This is a genomic window from Allorhizobium paknamense (genome assembly GCF_030815125.1).
Lineage (GTDB): Bacteria > Pseudomonadota > Alphaproteobacteria > Rhizobiales > Rhizobiaceae > Allorhizobium > Allorhizobium paknamense.
In genome coordinates this window covers 98,597-114,390 of the sequence record NZ_JAUSWH010000010.1, presented here as the reverse complement: position 1 = coordinate 114,390, position 15,794 = coordinate 98,597, and the positions used below count along the sequence as shown (strand labels likewise).

General features: G+C 59.1%; 16 protein-coding genes. 14 read left to right on the top strand and 2 right to left on the bottom strand.

Annotated elements, in window-relative coordinates; translation table 11 throughout:
* Positions 1–95 precede the first annotated feature (95 nt).
* From QO005_RS15605 to QO005_RS15575, 7 genes are all read left to right on the top strand, one after another.
* On the top strand, positions 96–950 hold the full coding sequence (locus QO005_RS15605; RefSeq protein ID WP_307158980.1) for a branched-chain amino acid ABC transporter permease: 855 nt from the start codon (positions 96–98) through the stop codon (positions 948–950).
* Positions 950–1,966, top strand: coding sequence for a branched-chain amino acid ABC transporter permease (locus tag QO005_RS15600; protein ID WP_307158979.1), 1,017 nt, complete (start codon positions 950–952; stop codon positions 1,964–1,966). The genes QO005_RS15605 and QO005_RS15600 overlap by 1 nt, the downstream gene beginning before the upstream one ends.
* Positions 1,963–2,715 carry an ABC transporter ATP-binding protein gene (locus tag QO005_RS15595; protein WP_307158978.1) on the top strand — a complete coding sequence of 251 codons (753 nt, stop codon included), beginning with the start codon at positions 1,963–1,965 and terminating at the stop codon, positions 2,713–2,715. Before QO005_RS15600 ends, QO005_RS15595 begins: the two co-directional genes overlap by 4 nt.
* Positions 2,708–3,412 carry an ABC transporter ATP-binding protein gene (locus QO005_RS15590; RefSeq protein ID WP_307158977.1) on the top strand — a complete coding sequence of 235 codons (705 nt, stop codon included), beginning with the start codon at positions 2,708–2,710 and terminating at the stop codon, positions 3,410–3,412. The genes QO005_RS15595 and QO005_RS15590 overlap by 8 nt, the downstream gene beginning before the upstream one ends.
* A gap of 155 nt (positions 3,413–3,567) precedes the next feature.
* Positions 3,568–4,698, top strand: coding sequence for an ABC transporter substrate-binding protein (locus QO005_RS15585; RefSeq protein WP_307159057.1), 1,131 nt, complete (start codon positions 3,568–3,570; stop codon positions 4,696–4,698).
* 40 nt (positions 4,699–4,738) lie between these two features.
* The gene (locus QO005_RS15580; RefSeq protein WP_307158976.1) at positions 4,739–4,870 is read left to right on the top strand and encodes a hypothetical protein; all 132 of its coding nucleotides are present in this window, start codon (positions 4,739–4,741) and stop codon (positions 4,868–4,870) included.
* Positions 4,871–5,153: 283 nt separating this feature from the next.
* Positions 5,154–5,951: a creatininase family protein gene (locus tag QO005_RS15575; protein WP_307158975.1), complete on the top strand. Its 798-nt coding sequence runs from the start codon at positions 5,154–5,156 to the stop codon at positions 5,949–5,951.
* A 135-nt stretch (positions 5,952–6,086) separates the two neighbouring features.
* On the opposite strand, the gene QO005_RS15570 is transcribed toward QO005_RS15575, so the two are convergent.
* Positions 6,087–7,034: a LysR family transcriptional regulator gene (locus QO005_RS15570; protein WP_307158974.1), complete on the bottom strand. Its 948-nt coding sequence runs from the start codon at positions 7,032–7,034 to the stop codon at positions 6,087–6,089.
* Between the two features lie 180 nt (positions 7,035–7,214).
* On the opposite strand from QO005_RS15570, the gene QO005_RS15565 reads away from it, so the two are divergent.
* The 6 genes from QO005_RS15565 (at position 7,215) to QO005_RS15540 (ending at position 13,309) form a co-directional block, all read left to right on the top strand.
* Positions 7,215–8,231, top strand: coding sequence for an ABC transporter substrate-binding protein (locus QO005_RS15565; RefSeq protein ID WP_307158973.1), 1,017 nt, complete (start codon positions 7,215–7,217; stop codon positions 8,229–8,231).
* Between the two features lie 75 nt (positions 8,232–8,306).
* Positions 8,307–9,137: an ABC transporter ATP-binding protein gene (locus tag QO005_RS15560; protein WP_307158972.1), complete on the top strand. Its 831-nt coding sequence runs from the start codon at positions 8,307–8,309 to the stop codon at positions 9,135–9,137.
* Positions 9,134–9,958, top strand: a complete 825-nt coding sequence (locus tag QO005_RS15555) for an ABC transporter permease (RefSeq protein WP_307158971.1) — start codon at positions 9,134–9,136, stop codon at positions 9,956–9,958. The genes QO005_RS15560 and QO005_RS15555 overlap by 4 nt, the downstream gene beginning before the upstream one ends.
* Positions 9,958–11,283 (top strand): cytosine deaminase, encoded by a 1,326-nt coding sequence (locus QO005_RS15550; RefSeq protein WP_307158970.1) that lies wholly within the window; start codon positions 9,958–9,960, stop codon positions 11,281–11,283. Before QO005_RS15555 ends, QO005_RS15550 begins: the two co-directional genes overlap by 1 nt.
* A gap of 38 nt (positions 11,284–11,321) precedes the next feature.
* Positions 11,322–12,731: an FAD-binding oxidoreductase gene (locus tag QO005_RS15545; protein WP_307158969.1), complete on the top strand. Its 1,410-nt coding sequence runs from the start codon at positions 11,322–11,324 to the stop codon at positions 12,729–12,731.
* Positions 12,728–13,309 carry an NAD(P)H-dependent oxidoreductase gene (locus QO005_RS15540; protein WP_307158968.1) on the top strand — a complete coding sequence of 194 codons (582 nt, stop codon included), beginning with the start codon at positions 12,728–12,730 and terminating at the stop codon, positions 13,307–13,309. Before QO005_RS15545 ends, QO005_RS15540 begins: the two co-directional genes overlap by 4 nt.
* 37 nt (positions 13,310–13,346) lie before the next feature.
* Here the strand turns inward: QO005_RS15540 and QO005_RS15535 are convergent, their stop codons facing one another.
* Entirely contained in the window at positions 13,347–13,736 is a 390-nt protein-coding gene (locus QO005_RS15535; protein ID WP_307158967.1) for a RidA family protein, read from the bottom strand.
* A gap of 783 nt (positions 13,737–14,519) precedes the next feature.
* Between QO005_RS15535 and QO005_RS15530 the strand changes: the two genes are divergently transcribed.
* On the top strand, positions 14,520–15,683 hold the full coding sequence (locus tag QO005_RS15530) for an extracellular solute-binding protein (protein WP_307158966.1): 1,164 nt from the start codon (positions 14,520–14,522) through the stop codon (positions 15,681–15,683).
* The last annotated feature ends 111 nt before the right edge of the window (positions 15,684–15,794 follow it).

Genomic DNA, 15,794 nt, shown 5'->3' with positions numbered 1-15,794 from the left:
CTGAATGGGAAAGACCCCCGCTTGACGACATGGTGGCCGCAAGACGGCCCGCTGGAGGAGAACCATTGGGCAATTCCATCCCTTCTGGAGGATCGATGCTGACCTTGATCTTCGACGGCATTGCCTATGGCATGCTGTTGTTTCTGCTTTCCTGCGGCCTTGCCGTAACGCTCGGATTGATGAATTTCATCAATCTCGCCCATGGCGCCTTCGCCATGGCAGGCGGTTACGTCACGGTGCTTCTGACCAACAGAACCGGCATTCCCTTTCTGGCGACGCTGCCGGTGGCGTTTCTGGCCACCGCAGCGGCGGGCGGCATTCTGGAAAAGCTGCTTTACAAGCCGATGTATGAAAAGAGCCACCTGGATCAGGTTCTGTTTTCCATCGGCATTGTCTTCATGGCCGTGGCCGGGGTCGACTTTCTGGTCGGATCGCAGCAGCAGATCCTGAACCTGCCGGACTTTCTGAAAGGACGGATCGAGATCGCCGGTATCGGCATCGGCATTTACCGCGCCTTCCTGATCGTCGTCTGCGGGCTTCTGGCGACCATGTTGCAGCTCATCAACAGCCGCAGCCGTTTCGGCAGCCAGTTGCGGGCCTCGGTGGACGATCGCCGCGTGGCCCGCGGCGTTGGCATTCAGGTCAACCGCCTCTTCGCCATCACCTTTGCCGTCGGCTCCGGTCTTGCAGGCCTGGGCGGTGCGCTGGGGGCGGAGATCATCAGCCTCGACCCCACCTTTCCGCTGAAATTCATGGTGTATTTTCTGATCGTGGTTTCCGTCGGCGGCACCTCCAGCCTCGTCGGTCCCTTGCTGGCATCGCTACTGCTTGGTCTGGCGGATGTGCTCGGCAAATATTACATGCCCTCGCTCGGCGGCTTCGTCATCTACATCGTCCTCGTGGCTGTTCTCGTTCTGAGGCCGCAGGGCCTGCTGGCAAGGGGTAACTGATGGGCCCGTCGCAACACCGCATCACCCGCGCCCTTGGCCGCACCCGCCGTTTGAGCCCCCTTGAAGTCTCCTTCTGGCTGCTGGCTGTGGCGGTCTGGTTCTTTCTTCCGGACTATCATCTGATCCTCAATGAAATCGCTGGCTTTGCCATTCTCGCGCTGTCGCTGGATCTGATCCTTGGCTATGCGGGCATGGTGTCCCTCGGGCAGGCGGCCATGTATGGGCTGGGCGCCTATGCTGCCGGACTGTTTTCGATCCATGTTACCGGAGAGCCGATCAGCGGCCTGCTGGTGGGCGCGGCGTGCGGCGCCCTGCTGGCGCTTCTGACCGGGCCGCTGCTGCTGCGCGGTGGCGATCTCACCCGCCTGATGGTGACGCTTGGCGTTGCCGCCGTGGTGATGGAAATCGCCAACCAGGCAAGCTGGCTGACCGGCGGCGCCGATGGCTTGCGCGGCATGGAGATCCAGCCGCTTTTCGGTGTGTTCGACTTCGATATCTTCGGTCAAACTGCCTGCGCCTACAGCCTTGTCGTACTGTTCGCGCTGATGCTCATCGCCCGGGTCCTGCTGTCCTCGCCCTTCGGCTACTCCCTGCGCGCCATCCGCGACAATCCGCTGCGCGCCTCCGCCGTCGGCATTCCCGTGCATGCCCGCCTGGTGACCATCTACACGGTCAGCGGCGCCTATGCGGGCATTGCCGGCGCTCTCTTTGCCCAGACGCAGCAATTTGTTTCGCTCGACGCCCTTTCCTTCCAGAAGTCGGCGGATGGCTTGATGATCCTGACGATCGGCGGTCCCGGCTATCTTTACGGCGGCGCGCTCGGCGCGCTTGTCTACAAACTCATTCAGGATGAACTTTCCAACCTCACGCCGCAATATTGGCAATTCTGGATCGGCCTCATGCTCGTGGCCTTCGTTCTGATCGGCCGTGAACGCCCGCACCGCGCCCTTGCGGCGCTCACCCGGCGCCTGAAAGGTAAGGCGGAACGGTCCAAGGCAAAGGAGGATCAGGCATGACTGCCGTTCTCGAAACCCGCCACCTGAACAAGACCTTCGGCGGATTAAAGGCCACCTCGGATGTCAGTTTCAAGCTGGAACGGGGTGCGCGGCATGCGCTGATCGGCCCGAATGGCGCCGGAAAAACCACCTTCATCAATCTGCTGACCGGCCTCATCAAGCCATCGTCGGGCGACATTCTGCTGGATGGCAAGCCCATTACCGGGCTGAAGCGGGAAAGCAGGGTGCAGCGGGGTCTGGTACGCACCTTCCAGATCAACCAGTTGTTCGGACAGCTCAGCGTGGTGGAAAGCCTCGCACTGGTGATCGCAGAACGGCGGGGCCATGGCTGGAACATGTTTCGCGGATTGAGCCGCCTGAAGGGCCTGGATCGCGAAATCGCCGATCTGGTCAGCGATTTCGGCCTCGATACGGTTGCGGAGGACCGCTGTTGTGACCTCCCCTATGGCAAGCAGAGGCTATTGGAAATCGCCATGGCGATCGCCCTCAAGCCGCGCGTGCTGCTGATGGACGAGCCTGCCGCCGGCGTGCCGGAAGCAGATCGCCAGGAGGTTCTCTCCCGTCTGGCGGCGCTGCCCTCCGATGTGTCGATCCTGCTGATCGAACATGACATGGACCTGGTTTTCACCTTTGCCAGCCGCATTTCCGTGCTCGTCTCCGGCGCGCTGTTCGCCGAAGGTACCAGCCAGGAGATCGCCCATGATCCCAGGGTGAAGGATGTTTATCTCGGGGGCGGCCATCATGACTGATCTTCTGGAAATCGAAAGCCTGTCGGCAGGCTATGGCCGCGCGGTTGTTCTGCAAAAGGTGAGCTTCACTCTGGCGCAAGGGCAGGCCATGGCGCTGCTGGGGCGCAATGGTGTCGGCAAGACCACGACCTTGAACAGCCTGATCGGCCTGACGCGCTTTCATTCCGGCAGAGTTCTTCTGAACGGTCAGGATATGAGCCGGCTGTCGCCGGAACGCCGGGTTGAGGCAGGGATTGGCTGGGTGCCTCAGGAGCGCGGTATTTTCCGCTCCCTGACCGTTGAGGAAAACATCACTGCTTCCGCTCGTCCGGGCCGCTGGACGCTGGAGGCGGTTTACGAGCTGTTTCCCCGCCTGAAGGAACGGCGTCGCAATTTCGGTAACCAGTTGTCTGGCGGCGAGCAGCAGATGCTCTCGATTGGCCGGGCGCTGGCGCTCAATCCGAAAATCCTGCTGCTCGATGAGCCGACCGAAGGGCTGGCGCCGATCATCGTGGAAGAGCTTCTGGCCTCGATCCGGCGGATCGTGCGCGAAGAAGGGCTGGCAGCCATCATCGTGGAACAGCATGCCCAGCAAATTCTCGCCATGACCGAGCGCGCGGTGATCCTCGACAGGGGCGCGGTTGCCCATTCAGGCGACAGCGCGGCATTGGCGGCGGACACGGAAACGCTCGGCCGTTTCCTTGGGATCGGCACATAGGACGAGGCAGGCCGGGAGCAGCTGTCATCGACCGGTGGCACCTGCTTTGCCTGGCGAACAGGTCAGGACAAAAAAACAAGACCTGTCAAACCCTTCATTTTTTACTCAGGGAGGAGACTAGAGTGAAACGCAGAACAGTAATCGGTGGACTGGCGATGATCGCCATGGCAGCCGCATCGACCGCGACGATGGCAGCGGACACGGTCAAGGTCGGGGTGGTCATCCCATTGACCGGCGGCTTCCAGTCGAATGGGCGTCAGATCAGCGCGGCCTTGAAGACTTTCCTTGCCACCCATGGCGAAACCGCCGGTGGCAAGAAGGTGGAATTCATCGTGAAGGATGACGCCTCGGCGGCCGATAACGCGCTTCGCCTGTCGCAGGAACTCGTCACCAAGGACCGTGTGTCCATCCTGACCGGTTTCGGCAATACGCCAGCAGCCCTTTCCGTGGCGCAGCTTTCCAAGCGGGCGAAAATTCCGCAGGTGATCATGGTCGCGGCAACCTCCTCGATCATGGACGCTTCGCCTTACATGCTGCGCGTTTCCTGGACCGTTCCGCAGATGGCGAATGTGATCGGCCAGTGGGCGGCGAAAAACGGGACGAAAAAATTCGTCAGCATTGTGTCGGACTATGGTCCGGGTGTCGATGCTGAAGCCTGGTTCGACAAGGCGTTGACGGCCAGTGGCGGCACCGTGGCTGAAAAGCTCCGGGTGCCCTTGGCCAGCCCGGATTTCTCGCCCTTCCTGCAAAAGGCGGCAGACCAGAAGCCGGATGCACTCTTTGTTTTCGTGCCCACCGGCGCCGGTACCAGCTTCATGAAACAATATGTCGAGCGCGGGCTGGACAAGAGCGGGATCAAGGTCATCGCCATGGCCGATGTGACCGATGACGACCTTCTCAACAGCATGGGAGATCCGGCACTCGGCGCAATCACCGGCGGCCCTTACTCGACAAGCCACGATTCCCCCGAAAACAAGAGCTTCGTTGATGCCTTCAAAAAGGAAAACAACGGGATGCGTCCGAATATGGTCGCCGTGGCCGCCTATGACGCATTGCAGTTGATCTACAAGACGCTGGACAAAACACAGGGAGACGCCACCGGCGACACTTTCCTGGCTGCCGCCAAGGGCATGACCATCGACAGTCCCCGCGGCCCGATTTTCATCGATCCGGCCACCCGTGACATCGTGCAGAACATCTACATGCGCAAGGTGGAACGCGTGAATGGCGAACTTTACAATACCGAGTTCGAAACCGTAGAAAAGGTTCACGATCCGGCGCATTAGAGCATTTCCAGGAAATGCTCAGCAGAAACTGCTGTTCGTGATGAACACGACCTATGAGGCCATCTCCGTTACCCTGCCCCAAGCCACCGACCTGCTGACCGGCACGGCGGTTGGCGGTGCGACAGGCCTGCTGCTTATGGTGTTCTGGTCCTCGGCCTTTGGCAGCGACTGATGCTGGCTGCCCTCGCGTCCGGTTGTTCTCTGACCCGAGGGTTTCCCCAAGGCCTCCAAGGGCGCGCAAAAAGGCATCACGGCTGGCGCAAATAGATGCTTTTCGCGCGCACTGGATTTGCCTAGAGCTTGATGTGCAAACCAATTCACACACCATGCTTAAAGCGTTTCAATGTTTCACGGAAACGCTGAAACGCTCTAACGCCTTGTTTTTACGCATTTTCGGACGGAAAACGGCAACTGCACTTTTCCTGAAAATGCTTTAGCAAACGGGAGACAGTCCGATGCCAGTGCCGTTCTACTGGAATGAATTGAACACCTATGACTTCGCCGGCCTCTCCCCCGAAACGACGATTGCCATCCTGCCGATTGCCTCCACCGAACAGCATGGACCGCATTTGCCCATCGCCACCGACGTGGCGATTGCCGAAGGCATGCTTGAAGAATTACGCCGGCAACAGCCAGCCGATCTCGATATTCTCGTGCTGCCCACCCAGGAAATCGGCAAGGCGAACGAACATGTCTACGGACGCGGAACGCTGTCCTTCAGCGCGGAGCTGCTGATTTCCATGTGGACCGCCATCGGAGCAAAGGTGGCGGAGGCAGGGCTTCGCAAGATGGTGATCGTCAATTCCCATGGCGGGAATGTCGATATCATGAGCATCGTCGCCAGGGAGTTGCGGGTTCGTCACCGGATGGCGGTAGTTTCGACGCAATGGGGCCGGTTCGGGTATCCCGAAGGGCTGATCGGCGATCATGAACTGCGCTATGGCATTCATGGCGGCGAGGTAGAAACCTCGCTGATGCTGCATTTCCGCCCGGACCTGGTGCGGATGGACAAGGCGCAGAACTTCCTCTCGAAGGCAGAGGAGATGCAGAAGCAATCGCGCTATCTCCAACCCCTGCCGCCACATTCGCTGGCCTGGATTGCCCATGACCTTAACCCCAATGGTGTCGTCGGCAATGCCTCGCTCGGAACAGCCGAAAAGGGCGCGGCAATCTGCACCTATCAGGTCAAGGGCTTCGTGGAGATGCTGCAGGACCTGAAGGCCTATCCGCTCGCCAACCTCTATTCGGAATAATTACGTATCTGATACCAAGGCTCGAAGATGCTTACGCATCCTCGCCTTGAAGAGATTTCGAATATCTCGAATGCATTAAGGGCTTGAGATATTCGGAAAGTGAATACGAACTGCCATCTTCAATGACCGTTCGTATTATACCGTTGAAAGATCGGCGGCGATGTGCCCCTTGTCCTGCAACTCCTGCACCAGTCCGGCCAGTTCCGACAGCAGAAATTCCACAAAGAGGCTGGTGGCGGCATCCAGTGGCGCCCGCGCCCGGGCGATCAGCTTCATCGGCTGATGGCGCGTATGCGGCTCGGCCACCGGCCTGAAGACCAGTTCGCCCGACCGGCATTCGGTGATGACATCGAGCGGGTTGAGCATGGTCAGCCCCGCTCCGAAGCGAACGAGTTTCTTCAGCATCTCGGATGCATTGGTTTCCAGCACCGGCTCGACATGAACATCGAGACGGCCGAGCATGAGGTTGATGACCTCGCGAAGGCTGGTGCCTTGCTGGGCCAGCAACAGCCGTTCCTGCACGACATCGGTAAGATTGACCGGTCCGGGCGTGATCAGCGGATGGCCCGGCGGAAAGACGATGCCGATGGGAATATCGAAACTGGCAAGCGTGCGAATACCCGGCGTTGCGGCAATATTGAAGCCGAGCCCGATATCGGCCTCCCCCGTCAGCACCGGGTTGACCGTGGTGGTTCCGGCATCATGGCGCAAATCCAGGTAAATCCTCGGATGCTGCGCCTGAAAGCGCGCAATAATCTCCGGCAAGGGGCCTGCGGCAAGACCCACCGTCGTGACCATGCGAATCTTGCCGGCCTGCTGGGCCTTGAGGCTTCGAATGCGCGTTTCAAGCCGCCCGTAATTTTTCAGCACATCGCGGATATGTTCGATGCAAAGCTCGCCTGCAGCCGTCAGCCGCAAGCCGCGCGGTAGCCGCTCGAACAGCGGCGCGCCGATTTCCTCCTCCAGCGCCAGAATCTGCCGGTTGATGGCGGAAGAGGCGACATTCAGCCTTTGCGCCGCCTTGCGGATCGATCCGCAGCGGGCGATTTCATTGATGTAAAGCAGCTTTCTGGAGTGCAGCATCCGGGCTCCCCTGCAACAATTTTAAGCATGGCGCACAATTACCGGCCAGCCGGGTTTTGAGATGCCGAAAAGGCATCATTGCGCGCGAATTTTGATGCTTTTCAAAGCGCAAGGCAATCGCTCAAATGTCAAAAACCAAAGGCCAGCGATCATGGCCGGTGACAAAGAGGGGATGCTATCATGCTTGAATTGTTGAGGAATGCCGCCCTGTCGTTCAGCCTTGGGCTCGGTGCTGCGCTGGCGATGGCCGCCCCCGGTTACGCACTGGACCATGTCACCTATGGCACCAACTGGCTGGCGCAGGCCGAGCATGGCGGTTTTTATCAGGCGGTGGCCGATGGCACCTATGCCAAATACGGGTTGGACGTCAAAATCGTCCAGGGCGGCCCGAATGCCGCCAACAGCGCGCTGCTGATTGCCGGAAAGATCGATTTCTACATGGGTGGACCGCAGGAAGAACTGTCTGCGGTGGCGCAGGGCATTCCGATCCTCGACGTCGCCGCCATCTTCCAGAAGGACCCTCAGGTTCTGCTGGCCCATCCCGATGCCGGGGTGGACAAATTCGAAGATCTGGCCAAGCTCAAGACGATTTTCATCAGCAAGGATGGCTATCTCAGCTATTTTGAATGGATGAAGGCCAACTTCAAGGGCTTCAGGGACGAGCAATACAAGCCCTATACCTTCAACCCGGCCCCCTTCCTTGCCGACAAGCAATCCGCCCAGCAGGGCTATCTGACCTCGGAACCCTATGAGATCGAGAAGCAGGCCGGATGGTCGCCGAAGGTCTTTCTGCTCGCCGATCATGGCTATGCGCCTTATTCCACCATGATCACCACATCGCAGACCATGGTGGACAAGAAGCCTGATCTCGTCCAGCGTTTCGTCGACGCTTCGATCGAAGGCTGGTACAACTATCTCTACGGCGACAACAGCAAGGCCAATGCGCTGATCAAGGCCGATAATCCGGAAATGACCGATGGCCAGATCGCCTATTCGATCGCCAAGATGAAGGAATATGGCATCATCGAATCCGGTGAAGCGCTGGACAAGGGCATCGGCTGCATCACCGATGCGCATTACAAGAAATTCTACGATGAAATGGTGGCGATCAAGGTCGTGAAATCGGAGGTCGATTACAAGAAGGCTTTCACCACCGCCTTTGTCTGCAAGGGCAAGGGAATGGCCCTGAAGAAATAGTGTGCGGGGTCTCCGCCCTTGACCCGCACGGCCTGACCCGCACGTCCTGAACAGCATGACGAAGAGCCCGAGCCCATGCCCACAACCGCGCCCGCCAAGGCAGTATCGACGGAAGTGAAGAAAGCACGGCCCCTGGTGGTCATGCAGTCGGTGTCGAAGACGTTTTCCAGCGGCACGATTGCGCTGTCGGAGATGTCGATGACCGTGGAGAGCGGCGAATTCGTCAGCCTGCTTGGCCCCTCCGGCTGCGGCAAGTCCACGGCTCTCAGGATCATTGCGGGGTTGGGGGGCGTCAGCAGCGGCTCGATAGATTGGCCAAGCTCCCGCATTAATTCCAGGGGCTTGCCGGAGGGCGATATCGGTTTCGTCTTTCAGGAGCCGACACTGCTGCCCTGGAAGACGGTGTTCGACAATGTGCATCTGCCGCTGAAACTGCGGGGCACGTCAAAGGCATTAGCCCGCGAGGAGATCATGGCCGTGCTTGCCACCGTCGGCCTTGCGGATTTCGCCTCGGCCTATCCGCGAGAGCTTTCGGGCGGCATGAAGATGCGCGTGTCCATTGCCCGTGCGCTGGTGACCAGGCCGAAACTGCTGCTGATGGACGAACCCTTTGCAGCGCTCGATGAAATTACCCGGCAGAAGCTGAATGACGATGTTCTCGCGCTTTGGAAATCGACCGGCATTACGGTGATCTTCGTCACGCATTCGGTGTTCGAATCCGCCTATCTCTCCAACCGCGTCGTGTTGATGAAGGCCCGTCCCGGACGCGTCCATGCCGATCTGCCGCTGATCACCAGCAGGGATCGCGACGCCGATTACCGCACCTCGGAAGAGTATCGCGCCGCCTGCGAGACCGTGTCCCATGCGCTGATCGGCGCCATCAATGCTGCAAAGGAAGAGGGATGAGCTCGGCTCCTGTTATCTCGGCACGGCCCGGACGGCCCAAGGAACTTGCCCTTCGCATTGCCGTGCCCTTCTGTGTGATCGCTATTCTGGTGTTCATCTGGGATGCCTATGTGCGGTTTTCCGGCGTTCCGGCCTATATTTTCCCGAGCCCGCTGGCGGTCGCCAAGGCTTTCGTCACCGATTGGGGAACGCTGGCGCCCGCACTTTGGGTCACCACCAAAATTACCCTTATCTCGCTGCTGCTGGCGCTGATCGGCGGCTGCGGCTTTGCGATTTTCCTCGTCCAGTCGCGCTGGATCGAGCTTGCCTTCTATCCGCTCGCCGTCATCCTGCAGGTAACGCCGGTGGTGGCGATCTCGCCGCTCATTCTGATCTATGCCCCGTCCACCCAGGCCGCCCTGCTGATCTGCGCCTTTCTCGTCGCTTTCTTTCCCATTTTGTCGAACATGGTGCAGGGATTGAAGAGCGTGGATCACAATCTCATCAACCTCTTCGAACTCTATGGCGCCTCGCGCTGGCAGACCCTGCTCTACCTGAAACTTCCAGCGGCCCTGCCCTATTTCATGACGGGCCTGCGCATTGGCGGCGGGCTGGCGCTGATTGCGGCGGTGGTGGCGGAATTTGCCGCGGGCTCGGCGGGCGCGGGTTCCGGCCTCGCCTTCCGCCTGCTGGAAGCGCAATACCGCCTGAACATTCCGCGGCTGTTTGCAGCGCTGCTGATGCTGTCCTTGCTGGGCGTCGCCATCTTTGCCATCACCTCCTTCATTGCCTGGGCGAGCCTGCATCGCTGGCATGAAAGCAGTCTGAAACGGGAAAACTGATGCCCAATCCCTTCATCGCGCCCCCGAATGCCGCCCGCTTCTGCCTGAGCAATGCCACCCTGCCCGCCATTGCCGTGGAAGGCTTTCAAGCCTCTGCAAGAGAGGGCCTGATCAAGGCCGATCTCATCATCAGCGATGGCCTGATCGAAGCCATTCTGCCGCCGGGCGGTGCGCCACCCGAACTGGCCCGGGCGGATCTGCGCGACGGCATGGTATGGCCGTGCTTTGCCGATATTCATACGCATCTGGACAAGGGACATATCTGGGAGCGCCAGAGCAATCCCGATGGCACCTTCATGGGCGCGCTGCAAGCCGTTCATGCGGACCGGGAAGCGCATTGGTCGGCGGCGGATGTGCGGCAGCGCATGGAATTTTCGCTGCGCTCCGCCTATGTCCATGGCACCAGCCTGATCCGCACCCATCTGGATGCCCTGGCGCCACAGCACCGCATCTCCTTCGAGGTGTTCGATGAACTGCGCGATGCCTGGAAGGAAAAAATCGCCCTTCAGGCGGTGGCGCTGTTTCCGCTGGATGCGATGGAGGACAGCGCCTATTTCAACGATCTCATCACGGTGATCCGCGACAAGGGCGGGCTGATCGGCGGCGTCATGCAGATGGGCGAGGCCTTGCCCGGCCAGCTCGACCGGCTGTTCCAGACCGCCTCCGAGCATGGTCTGGATATCGACCTGCATGTCGATGAGACGGACGATCCGACATCGCAGACGCTGCTGGCGATTGCCGATGCCGTGCTGCGCAATCGCTTTGCCGGAAAGGTCACCGCCGGTCATTGCTGCTCGCTGGCCCGTCAGGACGAGGAAACGGCAAAGCGCACCATCGCCCGCGTGGCCGAGGCGGGGCTACAGGTCATTTCGCTGCCCATGTGCAATATGTATCTGCAGGATCGCTATGCGGAGCGGACACCGCGCTGGCGCGGTGTGACGCTGTTCAAGGAACTGGCGGCCGCCGGCATTGCGACGGCGGTCGCTTCCGATAATAGCCGCGACCCCTTCTATGCCTATGGCGATCTCGATCCCGTCGAAGTGTTTCGCGAGGCAGTGCGCATTCTCCATCTCGATCACCCGCTGGATGATGCCGCCCGCATCGTCACCCGGTCTGCCGCAGCCATGGCCGGGCGGCCTGACCTGTCGCGGATCGCGGCCGGTGCGCCAGCCGATCTGGTGCTGTTCAGCGCCCGCCACTGGAGCGAGTTTCTATCCCGGCCGCAGGCGGACCGCGTCGTGCTGCGCCGTGGCAAGATGATCGATCGCAACCTGCCGGATTACCGTGAACTGGATAGGGCGCTTCAGGATGGAAAAGCGCACTGAGCCCTCCCTGAAACACCTGGGAATGATTGGAGCCTGACATGCCGGATTACCAGCAGATCAAGAAAGACCTGGAAGGGATTGCCATCGAGGATAATCCCGCGCTGGTGCGCCAGAAAAGCCGGGATTTCTATTGGTATTCACCGATTCTGAAGGCGCAACTCGACCATGTCACCGCCGACATCGTGGTGACGCCGAAGACCGAGGAAGAGGTGATCCGCACGCTGAAGGTGGCCTATGCGCATGGCGTTGCCATCACGCCGCGCGGGGCGGGCACCGGCAATTACGGGCAGGCCATGCCGCTTTCCGGTGGCATCATCCTCAATATGGCGGGCATGGACAAGGTCAAGGAAATCCATCCCGGCCGGGTGATCTCAGAGCCCGGCATCGTCATTGCCCAGCTCGACAAGCAGACCCGCGCCCATTCCGGCCAGGAACTGCGCTTTCACCCCTCGACGGCGCAAACCGCCACCATTGGCGGCTTCATTGCTGGCGGCTCCGGCGGTGTCGGGTCGATCACCTGGGGCGGGCTGCGCGATATCGGCAATATCCTAAGGCTTCGCGTCGTCACCATGGAGGCCGAACCGCGCGTGCTCGACCTGACCGGCTGGGATTTGCAAAAGGTCAGCCATGCCTATGGCACCAATGGCATCATCACGGAAATCGAGATGCCATTGGCGCCTGCCTATGACTGGGTGGATGTGCTGGTGGGCTATGACGATTTCATGGCTTCGGTGCGATTTTCCGATGCGCTGGCGAAATGCAATGGCATTCTCGTCAAGGAAATCGCGCCGATTGCAGCACCCATTCCTTATGATTACTTTCCCCGGCACCGGCCTTTTCTCCGGCAGGGTCAATCGGTCGTGGTGCTGATGATCGCGCCGCATTCCATGGATGCCTTCCTGGCCTTCACCGCCGCCCATAAGGGAGAGGTGATGTTCCGCTCGGATAAAGTGGAGAGCATGAAGGGCATACCCCATGCCTATGAACTGGCCTGGAACCACACTACCCTGCGCGCCCTGAAGGTCGACCCGAGCTTCACCTATCTTCAGGTGCAGTATCCCGGACCCGATCATGTCACCAAGGTGCAGAAAATGGTGGAGATCTTTGGCGACGAAGTGCCCGGCCATCTCGAATTCATGCGGTTCGACGGCCAGATCCAGTGCTCCGGCCTGCCGCTCGTCCGCTACACCACGGAAGCGCGGCTGGAGGAAATCATTCGCATCCATGAGGATCATGGCTGCCCGATCTTCAACCCGCATCGCTACACGCTGGAAGAAGGCGGCATGAAGCAGACCGACATGATCCAGCTTGCCTTCAAGCAGGAGACCGATCCCAAGGGTCTGCTCAACCCGGGCAAGATGATCGCCTGGGAAAATCCCGATTTCGATTTTTCCGCCGGAAAGAACTACCTGTTTCCCGGCCTCTCCAGCGTCACGGAGGCGAGATGAGAGTTCTCGTCCTGCATTCGCATCCGGTTGAATCGAGTTATGGGGCGGCCCTTTACCGGCAGACGCTGGAAAGCCTGAAGACCGCCGGTCATGACGTGGATGGCTGCGATCTCTATGCGGAACATTTCGATCCCGTTCTCTCCCGCCACGACCGGCTGATCTACCATGACTATCCGGAGAATACGGAACTGGTGAAATCCCATGTCGAGCGGCTGAGACAAGCCGAGGGGCTGGTGATCGTCACGCCCGTCTGGAATTTCGGTTTTCCGGCCATGCTGAAAGGCTATTTCGACCGCGTCTGGCTTCCGGGCGTCTCATTCGATCTTGTGGATGGCAAGGTCGAATCCCGGCTGCGGCATATCCGCAAGCTTGCAGCGGTCCTGACCTATGGCGCCACACCCTTCCGCGCCTTCGTGGCCGGCAATCCGCCAAAGAAAATCGTCAAGCGCGTGCTGAGAGCACAGATCAATCCGCTGAGGCCGGTCACCTTTCTTGCCCATTACGACATGAACAATTGCACGCCGGAAACCCGGGCGCGGTTCATGGACAAGGTCAAGACGTCGATGGAGCGGTTTTGAGAAGTTTCCAGGGAAAGCGGTTTTCCCGGAAATGCTCTCACAGCACCTTGGCAGCAGTCACTTCCACTTCGACCAGAAATTCCGGGCGGGTAAAACCGTTGACGATAATCAAGGTTGAAACCGGTTTCGGATCGAGCGTGTAGCGATCCCGCACGGCCATATAGGGTGCGAAATCCTCGCGCCGGGTCACGAAGCCGGAAATCCGGATCACATCGGCAAAACTCATGCCCGCCTCCGTCAGGATGGCGCCGATGGCGTCGAAGCATAGCTCGGCCTGTGCGGTTACATCATCTGGAATGACATCATCAACAGTGAGGCCCAACTGACCGGAGGTGACGAGCAAGGCCGCACCGGGAGGAACCATCAACCCGTGATTATACTGCCCGAAGGGTTTGCGCACCGAGGCGGGATTAAAAACTTTGCGCACTGTTCGTCCTTTGAAGTGATCCGGTGATCATAGAGCATTTCCAGGAAAAGTGGAAACCGGTTTTCCGCCCGGAAATGTGTAAAAACAAAGAGTTGGAGCATTTCGGTGTTTCCGTGAACCACTGAAATGCTCTACAGCGCCGTGCGCCATATATGGCGCACAAAGGTTCGCTGTAGTGCTTTAGATCTACTGCATAATTCCTTAAATCGATTCCGATTTAAGGAATTATGCAGTAGCCGCACCGAGGCCGATCAGCGGAGCTCAATCCTCCCGTTTCGCAACCGCACCGTCAAGGCAACGGCACCCGGTCGCCTCAGGCAAAAGGAAAACGTTTCAGCCTGTCTTTGGCAGCGCGGGCTATTTAATCCATATTGATGATTAAAAATCGGATTCCTCTCTGAAAGGGCAGAATTGCCTTGAGGCCAGATTGCTTCTTGAGCCGAAATCAGCGCACACCGGCCTGGCACACTCCGCTAAAATCCTTTTAAAACAAGATACTAAGACATCTCAGGCTGTGAACGCCTGAACTTCCAGTAATCTCGCTCCAGATCGAACTCATCAATTTTGCTGCATTTGCGAAAGATCACCGCAGAGGTCCACAGACCTTTCCGGTAGCAAACGCCCTTTCACATCCCCCATAGCGCGCTTGACAGGCCTAATATAGTTCTCAATAAGTATTTAAAAAGAAAAAAGAGGACTGGCTTTGCACAGCTCCTCGGAAATGACGGGAACAAGGGCCAGATCGCGACCGCCGAATGGCCGCAACAGGATGGAGGACTTTTGATGACCACGCCTTCCAGCATGGACAGACGCGACTTCCTCAAGCTTTCGGTAGCCGGCGCCGCCTTTGCCGCTGCAGGCGGCATTGCCGTTCGCCCTGCGGCGGCAGCCCAGGGCACGCTCGACATCTTCTTCAACTCCGATACCAATATCATCGATTTCTGGACCAACGTTATCAAGCCCGGCTTCGAGGCGGCCAATCAGGGTGTGACGCTGAACCTCGTTCCCGGTGGCGGCGGAGCAGGCATCAATACGCTGGCTGACCGCGCCATGGCCGCCTTCCAGGCAAAGAAGGATCCACAGGTGGATATGCTGGAAGCGACCACGCCCTTTTATCCGGCGGGCTCCATCGAAGCCGGTCTCTGGAGCAATTTCGAGACCGCGAAGCTATCGAACTACGCCAAGATCAATCCGGTCACGCAGCAGAGCCCCTTCCTGCTGCCCTATCGCGGCTCGCAGGTCGTGCTGATGTATAATGCCAGCATGGTGAAGAGCGTGCCGACCACCTTCCCGGCGCTGATCGAGTGGATCAAGGCCAATCCAAAGCAGTTTACCTATGCCCGCCCCGATCTCGGCGATTCCGGCGCATGCTTCATCGAGCGCGCGCTGCAGGAAGTCACTGGCCAGAAGCCCGAACTTTTCCTGCCGGAAAACTATACGGAAGCCTATGCCAAGCCGATGTTCGAAAAGCTCTGGCCCATGCTGAAGGAGATCCAGCCTTCGCTGTTCAATGGCGGGGAATATACCTCCGGCAACACGGCCTCGATCCAGCTTCTCGCCTCCGGCGCCATTTCCATGACGGTGGCCTGGTCGGACATGGCCTTGCAGGCCATGAGCCAGGGCATCGTGCCGGACACGACGGCGGTCGCGCAATTGCAGGATCTGGCCTTTACCGGCGGCTTTTCCGGCGTTGTCGTTCCAAGCGTGGCGCTGAACCAGGCTGCGGCGCTCAAGCTTTCCGATTACATTATCTCGCCTGCCATACAGGAGAAGGTGGTGACCGATCTGGGCGGTTTCCCGTCCATCGGCTGGGACAATCTTTCGAAGGAATTGCAGGACAAGTTCGCCAAAGTCGCGCCGAAATCCATTCCGCTTTTCCCCGGAAACTGGGAGCCCGCTCTTTTCGAAGGCTGGTATCGGAACGTCGCCTCGACTATTCAGCGCTAGTGGTTTGATTGTGACATTTGCTACCCTGTGCAGCACCCTCGAGAGCAAATGTCACAATCATGAAAACCACTAGCAACTTTATGATTCTAGTGGAATTTTCGAATTTGACAT

Bases quoted from the DNA above. Each gene is read 5' to 3' on its own strand.
- QO005_RS15540 (WP_307158968.1), top strand. From the start codon at position 12,728: ATGAGAGTTCTCGTCCTGCATTCGCATCCGGTTGAATCGAGTTATGGG.
- QO005_RS15590 (WP_307158977.1), top strand. From the start codon at position 2,708: ATGACTGATCTTCTGGAAATCGAAAGCCTGTCGGCAGGCTATGGCCGC.
- QO005_RS15595 (WP_307158978.1), top strand. From the start codon at position 1,963: ATGACTGCCGTTCTCGAAACCCGCCACCTGAACAAGACCTTCGGCGGA.
- QO005_RS15570 (WP_307158974.1), bottom strand. From the start codon at position 7,034: ATGCTGCACTCCAGAAAGCTGCTTTACATCAATGAAATCGCCCGCTGC.
- QO005_RS15585 (WP_307159057.1), top strand. From the start codon at position 3,568: ATGATCGCCATGGCAGCCGCATCGACCGCGACGATGGCAGCGGACACG.
- QO005_RS15605 (WP_307158980.1), top strand. From the start codon at position 96: ATGCTGACCTTGATCTTCGACGGCATTGCCTATGGCATGCTGTTGTTT.
- QO005_RS15530 (WP_307158966.1), top strand. From the start codon at position 14,520: ATGACCACGCCTTCCAGCATGGACAGACGCGACTTCCTCAAGCTTTCG.
- QO005_RS15555 (WP_307158971.1), top strand. From the start codon at position 9,134: ATGAGCTCGGCTCCTGTTATCTCGGCACGGCCCGGACGGCCCAAGGAA.
- QO005_RS15550 (WP_307158970.1), top strand. From the start codon at position 9,958: ATGCCCAATCCCTTCATCGCGCCCCCGAATGCCGCCCGCTTCTGCCTG.
- QO005_RS15580 (WP_307158976.1), top strand. From the start codon at position 4,739: ATGAACACGACCTATGAGGCCATCTCCGTTACCCTGCCCCAAGCCACC.
- QO005_RS15600 (WP_307158979.1), top strand. From the start codon at position 950: ATGGGCCCGTCGCAACACCGCATCACCCGCGCCCTTGGCCGCACCCGC.
- QO005_RS15575 (WP_307158975.1), top strand. From the start codon at position 5,154: ATGCCAGTGCCGTTCTACTGGAATGAATTGAACACCTATGACTTCGCC.
- QO005_RS15565 (WP_307158973.1), top strand. From the start codon at position 7,215: ATGCTTGAATTGTTGAGGAATGCCGCCCTGTCGTTCAGCCTTGGGCTC.
- QO005_RS15545 (WP_307158969.1), top strand. From the start codon at position 11,322: ATGCCGGATTACCAGCAGATCAAGAAAGACCTGGAAGGGATTGCCATC.
- QO005_RS15560 (WP_307158972.1), top strand. From the start codon at position 8,307: ATGCCCACAACCGCGCCCGCCAAGGCAGTATCGACGGAAGTGAAGAAA.